Annotated in this window: 11 protein-coding genes; 8 read left to right on the top strand and 3 right to left on the bottom strand. The window is 47.0% G+C overall.

Annotation, left to right across the window (positions count from 1 at the left end):
• Nucleotides 1–30 precede the first annotated feature (30 nt).
• Nucleotides 31–1,425, top strand: coding sequence for a HEAT repeat domain-containing protein (locus JGK36_RS11615; protein ID WP_293195988.1), 1,395 nt, complete (start codon nucleotides 31–33; stop codon nucleotides 1,423–1,425).
• A gap of 178 nt (nucleotides 1,426–1,603) precedes the next feature.
• Here the strand turns inward: JGK36_RS11615 and JGK36_RS11610 are convergent, their stop codons facing one another.
• Entirely contained in the window at nucleotides 1,604–5,020 is a 3,417-nt protein-coding gene (locus JGK36_RS11610; RefSeq protein ID WP_293195990.1) for a PAS domain S-box protein, read from the bottom strand.
• Between the two features lie 793 nt (nucleotides 5,021–5,813).
• On the opposite strand from JGK36_RS11610, the gene JGK36_RS11605 reads away from it, so the two are divergent.
• The 6 genes from JGK36_RS11605 to JGK36_RS11580 all read left to right on the top strand — a co-directional run bounded on the left by JGK36_RS11605 (nucleotide 5,814) and on the right by JGK36_RS11580 (nucleotide 12,406).
• The gene (locus JGK36_RS11605; RefSeq protein ID WP_293175107.1) at nucleotides 5,814–6,809 is read left to right on the top strand and encodes a LysR family transcriptional regulator; all 996 of its coding nucleotides are present in this window, start codon (nucleotides 5,814–5,816) and stop codon (nucleotides 6,807–6,809) included.
• A gap of 173 nt (nucleotides 6,810–6,982) precedes the next feature.
• Nucleotides 6,983–8,047: an anthranilate phosphoribosyltransferase family protein gene (locus JGK36_RS11600; protein WP_293191814.1), complete on the top strand. Its 1,065-nt coding sequence runs from the start codon at nucleotides 6,983–6,985 to the stop codon at nucleotides 8,045–8,047.
• A 137-nt stretch (nucleotides 8,048–8,184) separates the two neighbouring features.
• Nucleotides 8,185–8,790, top strand: a complete 606-nt coding sequence (locus tag JGK36_RS11595) for a molybdenum cofactor guanylyltransferase (protein ID WP_293191811.1) — start codon at nucleotides 8,185–8,187, stop codon at nucleotides 8,788–8,790.
• A gap of 73 nt (nucleotides 8,791–8,863) precedes the next feature.
• Entirely contained in the window at nucleotides 8,864–10,063 is a 1,200-nt protein-coding gene (locus JGK36_RS11590; RefSeq protein ID WP_293175101.1) for an aminotransferase class V-fold PLP-dependent enzyme, read from the top strand.
• A 628-nt stretch (nucleotides 10,064–10,691) separates the two neighbouring features.
• Nucleotides 10,692–11,036 carry a DUF6717 family protein gene (locus tag JGK36_RS11585; RefSeq protein ID WP_293175099.1) on the top strand — a complete coding sequence of 115 codons (345 nt, stop codon included), beginning with the start codon at nucleotides 10,692–10,694 and terminating at the stop codon, nucleotides 11,034–11,036.
• Nucleotides 11,037–11,053: 17 nt separating this feature from the next.
• Complete coding sequence (locus JGK36_RS11580) at nucleotides 11,054–12,406, top strand: LCP family protein (protein WP_293175097.1); 1,353 nt, start codon at nucleotides 11,054–11,056, stop codon at nucleotides 12,404–12,406.
• 56 nt (nucleotides 12,407–12,462) lie between these two features.
• Here the strand turns inward: JGK36_RS11580 and JGK36_RS11575 are convergent, their stop codons facing one another.
• Complete coding sequence (locus tag JGK36_RS11575; protein ID WP_293175095.1) at nucleotides 12,463–12,588, bottom strand: hypothetical protein; 126 nt, start codon at nucleotides 12,586–12,588, stop codon at nucleotides 12,463–12,465.
• 24 nt (nucleotides 12,589–12,612) lie between these two features.
• Here JGK36_RS11575 and JGK36_RS11570 point away from each other — a divergent pair, with 24 nt between their 5' ends.
• Nucleotides 12,613–13,122 carry a pentapeptide repeat-containing protein gene (locus tag JGK36_RS11570; RefSeq protein WP_293175093.1) on the top strand — a complete coding sequence of 170 codons (510 nt, stop codon included), beginning with the start codon at nucleotides 12,613–12,615 and terminating at the stop codon, nucleotides 13,120–13,122.
• A 264-nt stretch (nucleotides 13,123–13,386) separates the two neighbouring features.
• Here the strand turns inward: JGK36_RS11570 and JGK36_RS11565 are convergent, their stop codons facing one another.
• A complete protein-coding gene (locus JGK36_RS11565) occupies nucleotides 13,387–14,640 on the bottom strand; it encodes an S-layer homology domain-containing protein (RefSeq protein ID WP_293191808.1) in 1,254 nt (417 codons plus the stop codon).
• Nucleotides 14,641–15,177 lie beyond the last annotated feature (537 nt).

The following is a 15,177-nucleotide window of genomic DNA, read 5'->3' as shown; positions in this document are numbered from 1 at the left end:
CATCTACCTTCTTGAAGCTAAATTAAAATCATGTCGAATATTTTAGAACAAGCGCAAGCTGCTGCCGATCGCCAAAACTGGCCTCTTTTAGTTGAATGCTTGCAGCAATTGACAGCAAACGGTAGTCAGCAGCCGGAAGAACATATTTTAGAAAAGGCTGTCAGTTTAGCAATCGCAGCCTTAGAATGGGGGGATTTTCAAGACCGCTGGGAAATTGCTAAGGTATTGCCCAATCTGGGAAATGGCGCGATCGCACCTTTAATCGCCTTGCTTGAAGACGAAGATGCAGATACAGAGCCCCGGTGGTTTGCCGCCCGCATCCTCGGAAAGTTCGTGAAGCCTAGCTATCCCAAAGGCAATCGCCCGGAAGTGATGCAAGCTTTAGTAAAATTAATCGAAAATTCTGATGAAGAATTGAGCCAAATTGCGGCGGAAACTCTAGGAAATTTCGGCACGAGTGCGATCGAATCCCTGACAACTCTCCTACAACAAGCAGACTCGCGACAGTTTGCTACAGCAGCCCTCGCCCAAATTCGGCGCCCCGAAATTATCCCACCGCTGTTGAGTGTAGTCACGGATTCTCAAGTTGCGGTGCGTGCTTGCGCTATTGAGGCGTTGAGTAGTTTTCACGACTCTCGGATTCCGTCGGTACTGGTAGGTGCACTCAAAGATCCGGCGACAGCAGTCAGAAAGGAAGCGGTGCGGGCTCTTGGGGTGCGCGCCTATTTAGATGCAGAATTAGATTTAGTTAAGTTGCTCAAACCTTTGCTTTGGGATATCCGTTTAGAAGTTTGTCAGGAGGCGGCGATCGCAATTGGGCGACTGAAAACCGATGCTGCGGCGGCGGCTTTATTTGAATTGTTGCGATCGCCCGCAACTCCCCTTGAATTGCAAATCGAAACTGTGCGTGCCCTCGGCTGGAGTGAAACCGCTGCCGGTTTAGAATATTTGCAAAAAGCGCTGATCTGGCGATCGGCTGCTGATTTAGAAGGCGAGGTATTGACAAGTAATTCTGCAATTCCAATTATCGATGAACACCGATTAATTCAAAACAAGAATCCTGCTGTTTGTCAAGAGATTGTCACTGTTTTGGGGCGAGTGGAAAAGCCGGAATTAAAAACCAAAGCTGCTGAAATTGCGATCGATTTGCTAGAGGGCAATCATCCCGCCGTGCAGTCTTCCCAAATCAAACAATCTTTGGCTTTAGCGTTAGGACAATTAGGAGATATCAGAGCGGTAGATGTGTTGATTCAACTGTTGGCAGATGCCGATAACAGCGTCAGACTGCATAGTTTATCAGCACTCAAACGGCTGGGTGGGGGAGAGGTTCGGCAGCAATTAGCAAGTTTAGTCGATCGTCCAAGTCTCGAACCCAGATTAAAACAGGGAATTGCGATCGCCCTGCAAGAATGGCAAGAGAATTAGGATGCAATAGCAGAATTAAGAAAAGACGGCGAATAGAATTCGCGACTACACAAACGATGTCCGCCTCCGCGGACTGAAGAGGATAAGGTAATTTCAACCGGACACTCTTTAACCCGCGGAGGCGGGTTTTGTCTGTTTAGGCGCGGTTTCAACCGCCGTCTGTCTTCTTCTGTCAACTTTACCTCTTTTCAATAGGCAATCGCACCCCGAAAGTCGAGCCGAGTCCCAGGCCGGGACTTTGGGCCCAGACAGTGCCGCCGTGGAGTTCCACGAGATGGCGGACGATCGCCAATCCGATTCCCAGCCCGCCGTAATTGCGTGTATGACTGCTGTCAGCTTGGCGGAAGCGATCGAACACAAACGGCAAAAACTCCTTGCTGATGCCAATTCCCGTATCGCTAACGGCGATCGTCACAGAGTGAACCGGAGACGGAGACAACATGGCACTACCAGCCGATCGCGGTTCCCCCTCCTCCGAGAGCCTGATTTCCACGCTACCGGACGGTGGCGTAAACTTAATGGCATTCGAGACCAAATTCCACACTACCTGCTGCAAACGAGTAGCATCGCCCCTCACCAAGCTCACCCCTTCGCCATAAAAAGTCGCCAATTCAACTCCCCGAGCTTCAGCATCAGGGGCGAGCGCTTTGACTGCGGTTTCTACAATCGGCACCAAATCCACGGGGCGCAGCTTCAAACATACTTTGCCACTCACAATCCGGGAAACGTCCAGCAAATCCTCAATCATCTGAGTCTGCAACCGCCCGTTTCGCTCGATCGTCTCCAAACCCACAGCCGTTTTTTCGGCACTCAACTTGCGCTGTCGCAGTATCTGGGCCCAGCCGACAACTGCATTCAGAGGCGTCCGCAACTCGTGAGAAAGCGTTGCCAAAAACTCGTCTTTAATCCGGTTGGCCTCCGCTGCTTCCCGGTAAAGCCGCGCATTATCGATCGCCACCGCCGCATCCCGCGCCAAATCCGAGAGCAAAATCAAATCGCCCTCGCCGCAGCGGCGGCCGGACTCTCCGCACAGCAACGAAATCGCTCCCAGCGTCCGCCCGCGAGCGATCAGCGGCACGCAGATTGCCGACAGCGGGTTCTGGTAGCACAGCACTTCCAACAGTTCGTTGTCCGACAGCACCGCCTCGATCGCCCAATGCGGTATTTCTGGGTAGAGCTTCGATTCTCCAGTCCGCAGCACCTTTGCTACTCCGTGGCGTCCCTGGGGGTCTACCGGCAAACGGCGATTGATTTGCCACAACAGAGCGACTTTGCTCGGATCTGAGTGAGCAACTGCTTGCAAGCCGATCGAGCCGTCGGCCTCGATTAAATGCACGCAGCACCAATCCCCCAGCCCCGGTACTGCTAAATCTGCCAAATCTTGCAGCGCCTCTTGGTAATTCAAAGAAGCCGATGACAGCACAGCCAAAGCTCGGGCGCGCAAATCCGCTGTTTGGGCCGATCGCTGGCGATCGTCAATATCAGTAGAAGTCCCGAACCACTTGAGGATGTTTCCGTCAGCGTCCCGTACTGGCATGGCGCGACCCAGATGCCAGCGGTAAACCCCGTCAGATGCCCGTTTCAAGCGGTATTCCACCTCGTAGGTCTCCCCCATCTGCACCGACTCATTCCAGCGTTCCAGGGAATTTTTCAAGTCATCTGGATGCACCACTGGCTGCCACCCCCAGCCTTGAGTTTTTTCTAGGGTCAAACCGGTGTATTCAAACCAGCGTTGGTTGTAGTAGTCGATCCAGCCGTCAGGCCAAGCAGTCCAAACTATTTGGGGGATAGTTTCAGCGAGAATGCGGTACAACTGTTCGCTGGCTTCGGCTGCGCGGCGGGCGGTTTGTTCCCGCGCCCAAGCCTGATTTCGCTGTTCTTCGGCCTCTTTGCGATCGCTGATGTCGCTAATCACGCCGATCCATTTCCACGGATGGCCTTGTTTGTCAAGAACTACTTTGCCCCGATCGATCCAGTGGAGCAAGCCACCACCGGAGCATTGCACGCGGTATTCCTGAAAAAATGGGGCAGTCCAATTGTCTGGCGCGCTCAAATATCGATCGACTGCGGCCTCGATTTGCGATCGGTCTTCCGAATTTAAAATACTGTTCCAAGCTGCTCTCGTCCTCGGAAATCTGCCTTTTTCGTACCCCAAAATTTCATCTACACGACCAAACCACAGCACGATACCGGTCTCGATATCCCATTCGTAAATCAAATCGCTCGCACTTTCTGCCGCAATCCGAAACCGCTCTTCTGACTGTCGCAGCACTTCCATAAACTTAAAGCGTTCCGTCACGTCCAAAACCAGAGACAGCATCGAGATCAACTGTCCAGAATCGCTGTAAAAAGCCGAATTGTGCCACTCGCAATGCACCAAAGAACCCGACTTATCATAATTGCTGTTGCGAACGACATTGCACCGTTCGTGTTGGTTTTTCAAACTCTCAATTGCCGCTTGTACATCTTTCACATCGCCGTCAAAAATAAAGTTCCATTCGCTAAAATGCTTGCCTAAAACTTCTGTTGCCTTCCACCCAAAAATCTTTTCAGCAGCCGGAGACCACCCACTGAGGCGAAAATTTTCATCCCACTCAATCACAGCTAGGGGCGTATTTTCAAAATGAGAAGTGAGTTTTTGCAGGGCGTCGCGCAGGGATGCTTCTACTTGCTTGCGGTCAGTAATATCGCTAAAAGAAATAGCCATGCCATCGCCCAATTTAACGGTCACAATCCGAAACCAGCCCACAATGCCTTCGCTGTTGTAAGAAATCTCAGTATTGAGGGGAATTCCTGTTTCTACAACTTGCACGTAACGATCGAACAAACCGCTATCTTGATGACCGGGCAGGACTTGCAGCAATCGCTTTCCGACCAATTCTTCAGGAGTGCTTTGCTGAATTTTTGCCGCAGCGGGATTGACGTATTCCCATTCAAAATCGACAATTTTAGAGCCGTCACGAATGCTGCGAAACACGTTAAATCCGTCTAGAGATAATTCCTGAAAAGCGCGAAAGCGTTCTTCGCTTGCTTGCAGCTTGTTGGCAATTTCCAGCAGGAGTTGTTGGACTCCCTCCGACTGCGCTATTTCTAGGAGCAATTGCTGGTTAATTGGCCCGAGTTCGCTGCTGGGGGATGGGACGGGATTTTCAATGGTACAGCCAGCTTGCGGTCGATCGGCCTTTTGACTTTCCAGCGCTGTATTTGCTGCTAATTGTGTCGCCCGCGTCACCGCCAACACTTGAGAAAGCGAGGGCATCAATTGGGCCACAGCCCACACAGAAATGACAGCGGTAAAGGCAGCGAGCAAACTTGACAGCGCGTAGCTGGGATGAACCAGCATCGAAACTTGCATCAGGTGAGTTGTCCCACCGCAGAAAAACCCGAGTCCCAATAGGATAAAACCCTTGCTGGCAGGCACATCCCGCTGCTTCCTGGCAAAGTAGATCAGCATCGCTGGAATTGAGTAATAAGCCAAGGCAATTAACAAATCGCTCACCGCGTGCAGTCCCATTAACTGCAATTGCCACTCTTCCCATCCACCTTGGGGCATAAAATTGTGCTTAAATGACATAATCTTAAGAAAATTCTGCATTTCGCCTTTCCTGTGCGATCGATCGTACTTCCACTTGTGTTGCTGACCCGCTAATTCCTAGTCTATACACAAAAAAACAGAAAACAACAGTGACTTTAGGCAGGGATGAAAGTTCATCGGAGGTTTCAAACGGGCGGCAAGATTCGGACATTTATTGACAGTAATAGGGAGAGCCAGGTACTATAATCTTGAAAGATGTACGATCTAAAATGCTAGCTTTTAACTTTTAATCTTACATACAAACAAGTTAGCTAGAGTGATTGAGGAAACCCCTATGACAGTGCAATTCATTAAATCTGTTGAGTTACAAACTTAAAAACATCGAACGCTCAACTTTGCTGAATTAAATCGTTTTATCAATCAAGTTTTCCAGTCATATAATGGATTTAATTGGGAGCATCTCAGTTTTGCATTTACAGTGCTGTCGGGAGCTAAAAAAAGTTTCGTAGTACGGACTTCAGTCCGCTCTTTAAAAAATGCAGTGCTGTCGGGAGTTCAAAAAAGGTTCGTAGTACGGACTTCAGTCCGCTCTTTAAAAAATGCTTCTTGCAAAACAGAGATGCTCCCATTTAATCTCAGAGAATGGAATAGTCTAAGTCTAATTTAGCCTAATAAATCCTGACCGAGCAAATTAATTTGTAGAGCCAAGCATCCGCGCCTCTAGAACCAGAATCCAAACTAATCTGCACCTGTATCAAGACGTACTAAATTATTCTACTAAATCGGTTAAGGTCTCTAATGTCTCTGACGATCTCCCAGTCAAAGTTCTCAAACCATCTCGAATTAAACATCCATGCGCTTAGAGCAGCTTCAAGCATTTCTTTCAGTTGCTGAAACCGGTAGCTTTCAGCAAGCAGCCCGGAAGTGCGGCGTCACCCAATCGACTATTAGCCGTCAAGTGCAGGGACTTGAAGCGGAAGTGGGTTTGTCGCTGTTTCACCGCACCGCCCACGCCAAGCTGACAGTGGGAGGGGAACGCCTGTTACCTCACGCTCGCAAAATCTGTCAGAGTTGGCGAAATGCTGCGGTCGAATTGGGAGACTTGCTGGCGGGAAAACAGCCGGAACTTTGCGTGGCTGCGATTCACTCGGTTTGCGCTGCTTATTTACCGCCTGTGCTGCAAAGGTTTTGTCGCAGCTATCCTGAGGTGCAGTTGCGCGTGACATCCCTGGGAAGCGATCGAGCTTTGAAAGTTCTCAAAGACGGTTTGGTGGACATCGCGGTGGTGATGAACAACCGCTATTTTACTCAAGCCCCGGAAATGTTGGTTGAGGTGCTCTACAATGAGCCGATCGAGGTATTAATGGCCGCGAGTCATCCCCTGGCCCAGTACGATCGAGTACCTTGGCCGGAATTGATTTGTTACCCGCAAGTGGTGTTTAAGGACGGGTACGGAATGCAGCGCATGGTACAAGAGCAATTCGGACGCATCGGTGCTAAACTTCATGCTGTTTTGGAACTCAACACTCTCGATGCTTTTCGAGGCGTGGTGCGCCAGGGAGAATTGATTGCTTTGCTGCCGCATTCAGCTTTGCTAGACGCTAAGGCCGATCGCACTTTAGCAATTCGATCGATCGCTCTTGAGCGCCCAAATTCCAAGGTTTCGGCGATCCTCTTCGAGGGCTTCGCTAACGGACAATCGGCGATCGATCCGACTTGGACTCGCGAAGTGGTGTTGGTAACAACTCACGATCGAATGCAAATTCCGCCGATCGCCCATTTCTGGAATCTGGTACGGGAACTTGTACCACCATGTGATGTCATCAAAGTAGTAAAATCCGGAAATTAATACCTGTTTATAATTGAGATTTGAAATTTGAGATTTTATGGCGTTACGAATAACCAATAACGAATAACCAATAACGAATAACGAATAACCAATAACGAATAACCAATAACCAATGCCCAATGCCCAATGCCCAATGCCCGATGCCCAATGACCAATGACCAACTTCAATAATTATGAGTGACGCATTTAGAGAATTGCTACGAAAAATTGGCAGTGGAGTACACACAGGAGAAAACTTAACTCGATCGCAATCAGCAGCAGCCACGCGAATGATGCTGCTAGGAGAAGCAACACCGACTCAAATCGGAGCTTTCATGATTTCCCATCGCATCAAACGGCCCACCGGCGAAGAATTAGCCGGAATGCTGGATGCTTACGAAGAATTGGGGCCGATGCTTGCCCCTCCCAACCGAGAAAAAGGATTTGCCGTTTCTAGCGTCGCCGTGTTTGGCGTAGCCTACGACGGGCGATCGCGCACCGCTCCAATTAGCCCAATAACCGCCCTAATATTAGCCGCCTCTGGCGTCCCAACCGTCATGCACGGAGGGGAGACAATGCCAACCAAAGAAGGCATTCCCCTAATCGAAATTTGGCGCGGTTTAGGAGTTGACTGGAGAAAACTCCGTTTAGAAAAAGTCCAGCAAGTTTTTAACAGTACGGGTTTAGGTTTTGTTTACCTTCCCAAGCATTTTCCTCAAGCCGCGAGTTTAGTGCCCTACCGCCGCGAAATCGGCAAACGGCCGCCTTTTTCGACAATGGAATTGATGTGGTGTCCCTGCGCCGGCGACGTTAACGTCATCTCAGGCTACGTGCACCCGCCTACAGAGGGTATGTTTCAAGCAGCCTTTGAGTTGCGGGGAGTCAAAAATTATACCACAGTCAAAGGATTGGAGGGCAGTTGCGACTTGCCGCGCGATCGAACTGCAATTATCGGCATTGCTAAACCGGGCGCCGAGTTCGAGCGAGTGCTTTTAGCCCACGGAGATTACGGTTTTAGCAGTACAAATCCCGCCTTTGAATCAGCATCTGAGTTATTCAAACAAATGCAGGAAGTTTTGTTAGGAAAACCCTCAGAAATGATGCAATCTGCTATCTGGAACGGCGGATTTTATCTGTGGCGCAGCGGAATTTGTTTGGATATGGACTCTGGTTTGATTGAGGCAGAAACCTTATTAAGCAGCGGTCAAGTAGTGCAAAAACTTGAGGAAGTTAGCAAAGCCGTTAGTGCTTTGAATTGAGCACAATCAATCAGGTTGAGTGCTAATGACAGTTGACAGTTGACAGTTGACAGTTGACAGTTGACAGTTGACAGTTAACCGTTAACTAATGACCAATGCCCAATGCCCAATGCCCAATGCCCAATGCCCAATGCCCAATGATTAACCATAAAATAGCAGTAATTGTGCTCGCAGGCGGTCAAAGTTCGCGGATGGGTACAGATAAATCTCTCCTAGAAATTGAGGGTAAAAGCCTGTTGCAGCGGGCGTGTGAGGTTGCAGCAGCCTTAACGCCAGAAGTGTATGTTTTGACTGCTTGGCCCGATCGCTATCGATCGACCCCAACCCAAAAATCCCAATTTCTGGTAGAGTACAATCCGGGTTCCGGCCCCTTAGTGGCATTAACTCAAGGACTGACGGACATTTCTGCCGACTGGATTTTGCTATTAGCTTGCGATTTGCCCTTATTAGATTCCCGAATCATTGATAATTGGGCGAGTAAGTTAACAGAGTTTCCCCCATCTACCTTAGCAGTTGTCCCCTATCAAAATTCGCGCTGGGAGCCATTATGCGGTTTCTACCGCAAACAATCTCTGTCCAGCTTGCAAAGTTTTATTGACAAAGGGGGACATTCATTTCAACAGTGGTTAAATCAAATCCAAGTAATCCCTCTACCCGTAGGGGAACGAGAAGCAGTCATGCTATCGAATTGCAATACACTAGAAGAATTTGAGCAATTAAAAGGTAAAATGGTTGACAGTTGACAGTTGACAGACTAATGACTAATAGGGTTCGCGAGCGGGGACGCTCGCACTAATAACTAATGACTAATAACTAATGATTAACGAATATTGGTTACTCGATCGCGAAATCACATTCCTCAACCACGGTTCCTTTGGAGCCTGTCCGATTCCCGTACTGGAAGCGCAAACCAGTTTTCGAGAACAACTGGAAAGAGAACCATTGCGCTTTTTAATGCGGGAATTTGAGCCGCTGTTAGATAACGCCAGAAATCAGTTAGCCACCTTTATTGGTGCAGGCGAAGAAGAATTAGCCTTTGTGCCGAATGCTACCACTGGAGTCAATGCCGTTTTGCGATCGCTCTATTTTAGTCCGGGCGACGAATTGCTAACCACAAATCAGGAATACAACGCCTGTCGCAACACACTAGATTTTATCGCAGAGCGCACAGGCGCCAAAGTAATAGTAGCAGAAATACCATTTCCCATTGAATCGCCAGAACAAATTATTGAAGCAATAATTAAGTGCGTTTCCCCGCAAACAAAATTAGCCTTATTAGACCACATTGTCAGCCAAACAGGTTTAATTTTTCCCATCAAACAGTTAGTCGGCGAATTAGCTAATCGCGGCGTAGATGTATTAGTAGACGGAGCTCACGCACCGGGAATGGTAGCACTGAATTTAGAAGAAATCGGCGCCGCTTACTACACAGGAAATTGCCACAAATGGCTGTGCGCGCCGAAAGGTGCAGCTTTTCTGTACGTGAGGCGAGACAAACAAGATAGCATTCGGCCAACTACCATCAGTCACGGCGCCAACTCACCGCGCGCCGACAAATCACGCTTTCAACTAGAATTTGACTGGATGGGAACAGTCGATCCAAGTCCCTATTTGTGCGTACCTGTAGCCATTGATTTCATGGGTTCTTTGTTGAGTGGCGGCTGGCCGGAATTGATGGCAAAGAATCATGATTTAGCATTGGCTGGGAGACAAATATTAGCAGATAAATTAGATTTGCCGCTGCCTTGTCCCGATGAAATGGTAGGTTCTATGGCTGTTATACCACTAGCCGACGAACAGCCTGACGCCGCTGCAACGGGTGGAATTCCACCATTGCAAGAGGTGCTGTGGCAGATTTTTAAAATAGAAGTGCCGGTTATTCCTTGGCCAGATTCTAGCAAGCGGCTGGTGAGGATTTCAGCTCAATTTTATAATACCTTGCCACAGTATGAATATTTAGCGAAAGCGCTAGCTGAGCTAACAGGAAATTCAGCGGGAGATTCCCAAAAAACCTAAACCTTAACTATAGTAATCCTCAAAAAAAAGGTACGTTGTTGGGCTTGGGCCCTCCGAAAAAAGGTACGTTGTTGGGCTTGGGCCCTCCGAAGATTTGTGATCTACCAACTTACCCAACAACAGCTTTTACCAAATATACCTAAATACGCTTGGATTAAAGCTTTCAAATGAGTTTAATCTCACGAATTTACAGGAAATACAAGCATCTTTTAGCAGCCTGACTATTCTTAAATGAACCGTATTGGTCTACAATCTACGGTAAGAGGGCTGAAGCCCAACAACGTACCTTATCTTTCTGAGAGCCACTATATCAAAATAAATATTGCAAAAAATTATATTTAAAATATTCACTATCTAAAATTAAGCAACTAATACGAATCCTAAAAAAACTGGCAAAATATTATAAATAGTATGCGAGCATCTGTAGGGATACGACAATACCGTCTAGTTCACAGAACTGCGAGTTTTAATAATTGGTACAAGATTAAGAATTGTAGCAATTTATTTTAAATTAGCATTAAAACACGGTACGAAAATCGGATTTTACACAACTTCCGCTGCACCGAATATAATGTATCAAGACTTGTATTTATATCCCCAAAAAACAAAATAAAAAGAGGAGAATACGATGTCAAATGCCATGATGGTAATTTTCCCCTATCGCGAACAGTACACCTGGGTTTTTGACGACGAGCGAGCCGGACTTGTCCGAGAACCATTTGTTCAGGGCGTCCCCGAAATGATTAACGTACTTGTCGCAGACATTCCCAACGCCGCTCAAGGTTTCCGACTATTATTTTCAGCCAATCCATTTCCCGGATATCAAGCAGAAATGGCTTGGTTTAAAACAGAATACGGCGGAAACTGGTATCGGTGGGAAGCCGAAAATCTCGAAGGCTGGCTTTGTCCGGCTTTGTTTAAATACTTTCTAGAAGCACCGCCCAAGTTTTATTGCAAAGCTGAAAAAATGTAATAATCAAGAGCAAGTCAATGAAAAACTTGTCAATCTTTAAGAGAAACTTTGTTAAACCAGCCGATCGCAAATCTAGACAAAAGCTCAAATTAGCACTATGTATATTTGGGCTATTTGTGCTAATTGTCACAGCAGCCATCTCCGCAGGACTCGGGGCAATTACCGCCCTCTTAGCACCCGTGGAACCGCAAATGATTAGCAAAGTCCTAGACGCTACAGGCTTTAACTATATATCATCCAACCGCTCTGGATACCGCCTCTCGCGGCCTGTTAATATCTTAATCCTCGGAATTGACCGCGTACCCGGATCTGTCCCCAATTCCCGCAAGATTTTTAACGGCCGCAGCGATACAATACTCTTATTCCACCTCGATCCTAGAGAGAAATCTATTAGTTTGCTTTCAATTCCGCGAGATACAAAAGTCGAAATTCCCGGAATTAGCTTCAGCAAAATTAACGAAGCAAATGCCAGAGGAGGAGCAGTTTTGGCGGCGCGATTGGTGAGCACTATCGCCAACAATGCAACAATTGAAAGATACGTGCGAGTCAGCAGCGTTGCGTTTCGGGAATTAGTCGATTTGTTGGACGGAGTTGAGGTATTTGTACCTCGGGCGATGTCCTATACAGATAAAGCCCAAAAGTTAAGCATAAATTTAGCACAGGGATGGCAAAATCTCAACGGAGAAGAAGCAGAACAATTGGCTCGATTTCGCAACGACGGTTTGGGAGATATCGGCCGAATTGGGCGACAGCAATCTTTAATTCAAGCTATTCGCAACCGCCTCGCAAGTCCATCAGTATTGGTGCGATTGCCACAAATTGTGCGATTGATGCAAAAATATGTAGATACAAACCTAAATTTTGAGGAAATATTGACGATCGCAAATTTCGGTTTGCAATTGGAGCGAGATAATTTTAAAATGGTGATGTTACCGGGACGCTCTAGCTCATCACAAGGGGATTTGAGGAGTTATTGGATTGTCGATGTTGCTGGGCGCGATCGCATTATGACACAATATTTCAAACAAGGCGCAGCGGATTTTGCCCAAGGGCGAAACGCCAATCCCAGCCAGCCGGTTTCACCCAGCAGCCTCAAAATCGCCGTCCAAAATGCTTCTAGCAACCCAAAAACCGCCAAAACCGTCGCTGAATTTCTCAGAAAAAAGGGCTTTTCTAACGTATCTGTAGTCAAAGATTGGCCCGACAAGCAACGTCAAAGTCAAATTATTGTACAGCAAGGCGATTTAGAAGCAGCAAATCTTCTGCAAAAAACTTTAGGCTATGGTAAAATAGAAGCATCTTCTACTGGTGAAATTGAATCTGACTTGACACTTCGCGTCGGCGAAGATTTGGTAAAGCGATTTAATTAGTTATTAGTTATTAGTTATTAGTTATTGGTTATTAGTTATTGGTTATTGGTTATTGGTTATTGGTTATTTGTTGCTTGCAATGCCCTGTTTTCCCTTCTTCCCAATGCCCAATGCCCAATGCCCAATGCCCAATGCCCAATTCCCCATTCCCAATTCCCCATTCCCAATTCCCAATTCCCCATTCCCTATTCCCTATTCTCATCATCATGAAAAGTCTATTCCGAATTTTACTGAGCCTAATTATAAGTGTAGTGTTAGCCTTTGGGTGGGTAATGCTGAGTGCTACTCCGGCATTTGCGCTACCAAAAAAAAATATTAATTACACAAATATTAACTTGTCCGATCGCGATTTCTCCAATTCTGACTTAGCGGGCGGAACATTCGTCGCCGCCGAGATGCGGGGAACCAACTTTCAAGGCGCTGATTTAACCAATGCGATTTTGACTAAGGGAGTTTTGTGGAAGGCCAACTTGTCAGGTGCAAATCTGTCCGGTGCTTTAGCCGATAGAATTACATTCGACGGCGCTAATTTGACGAATGCTAATTTCACCGAAGCAATTATGACTCGAAGTCGTTTTTTTGATGCAGCCATTTCCGGGGCTGATTTTACCGACGCAATTATCGATGCTTATCAAGTAACAATGATGTGCGAAAAAGCCGATGGTGTCAATCCCGTGACGGGAGTTTCTACGCGAGAAAGTCTGGGATGTTCGTAGAAATTTTGATTTAAATAAGGCTGACGCGCCAGGGCGAGAAACCGGGTTTCTACGAGTTTTTTGGTTTAGTAACAATCAATCTCCAAAGAAACCCGGTTTCTGAGTTCAGCCTGTACACTCTTCGGCTAGAAACCGGGTTTCTACGAGTTTGTTAGTTTAGTAACAATCAATCTCCAAAGAAACCCGGTTTCTGAGTTCAGCCTGCATCACTTACATCCGTTACGTTCGCTACATCCCGCATATTGCTCGTTGCGGAAATTCCTTTTATCGAGCGCGACAAATGCCTGTATTTGCAGTACCCAATACCAAGTCAGAATTCAACAATAAATCTAAATCAGTGTCGGGATTAACAGCATACAAATCGACTTTATCTCGACCCAAAAATACCCCAACCAAAGTACCGACTCCTGCGCCGCCGAGTACCTCTTCAGTGGCGATCGCCCGATCGCCCGTAACTCCCGCAATCGCCGCCGCCGCTGCTGCACCCAAAGCCGTGTTCTTAATCAGATTACCAACATTCACGCCCTTAGTCACAGTTTCTTTGCGAGTAATCACCTGCGAAGTAGCATTCAGAGGAACTCTGCTACCGTTGATGATACTTAACTCTTGCGCCACAAACTGAACGCCCTCAGCAGTCGATCGCAATTCGCCACTAATTTTCGAGCCTTCGGGTATCATAACCTTGCCATTACTTCCTGCGATATCCGCAGCCACAGTCAGCGTAATCGGAGACTTGTCATTGGGGGCGAGCAAAATTTTGCCTTTGGCGTACTCGATGGGAATAGTCACCCCGCTGGGGATTTTCACAGCAACACTCTGGCCAATATCAATCTTAGCAATGTAAGGAGAATTAATTGCTCTTGCTTGATTGGTACTGACTAATGTTTGATAGATAAAAGCAGCTACTTCCGCCCGCGTGGCTGACTGGTTTGGCTTCAGGGATTTAGGATTGGGATAGCTGACAACCAACTGTTTTTCAGTAGCAGCAGCCACACTTTTCACAGCATAACTTTGAATTTCACCCGCATCATTATAGTAGCTGAGAACATCTTGAAAATTGCAAGCAGGCTCATAACCCAGCCCGTTATTTAAAGCCACTACAACTTGAACGCGAGGAATCTGCTGTGATGGCCTGAAAACATTGCCGGGGTAGCCAGACATCCATCCCATTTCATAAGCTTCGGCGATCGCCCCCCGCGCCCAAAAATTAGACGGAACATCGACAAAACCTATAGCAGCGCGAGTTTTCGCCTTTTTCACAGAACGGATCATTGCCGCGAATTCCGCCCGCGTTACCAGTGCATCCGGGCGGAAAGTGCGATCGGGAAAACCTTTAATAATGCCTCTTTCTGACAAATCTTGAATAAAGTCTTTCGCCCAATAGTTATTACTAACATCCGAAAAAGCTGTTTCAGCAATAGCAGGCGCAGGAGTCAGCATCGGCGCTGCGGTTCCGGCAACGGTTGCCAATGTTAATATAACAGATGTGCCGAATTTAATGCGTTGAGATACAGACATTTTTGATTCTCCAATTTACACAAGTTTTTTATTGAGAAAAAAGCAAGCCTTTATCCGGCTATTTATCGTTGATTGATTCTTGCCTAGCTTGCTCTTGTGCTCAGTGATGTCATCATTATTAAATGCTTTTATTTGTGGCGAGGGGAAGATACGGTCTTTTAAAATAAATATTTTTATGCTGGTTGGTCGATTTTAAAATGCTTAAATTCCTTAAAATCCTTATGTTGCTTATCTTCCTTATCTACCTGGAACTTATAAAGGTACGTAAAAGGTATGTAGTTGCGCTTCAGCGCTCTTTTGGGATATCGGAAAGAGCGCTGAAGCGCAACAACGTACCTAGAGCAAGGTATGTAGTTGCGCTTCAGCGCTCTTTTGGGATATCGGAAAGAGCGCTAAAGCGCAACAACGTACCTAGAGCAAGGTATGTAGTTGCGCTTCAGCGCTCTTTTGGGATATCGGAAAGAGCGCTGAAGCGCAACAACGTACCTAGATTAATGACTAATTGAAAAGAGCGCTAAAGCGCAACTACGTACCTAG

The sequence above is a fragment of the Microcoleus sp. PH2017_35_SFW_U_B genome, from assembly GCF_020737865.1.
Lineage (GTDB): Bacteria > Cyanobacteriota > Cyanobacteriia > Cyanobacteriales > Microcoleaceae > Microcoleus.
This window is presented reverse-complemented; position numbering and strand designations above follow the sequence as displayed.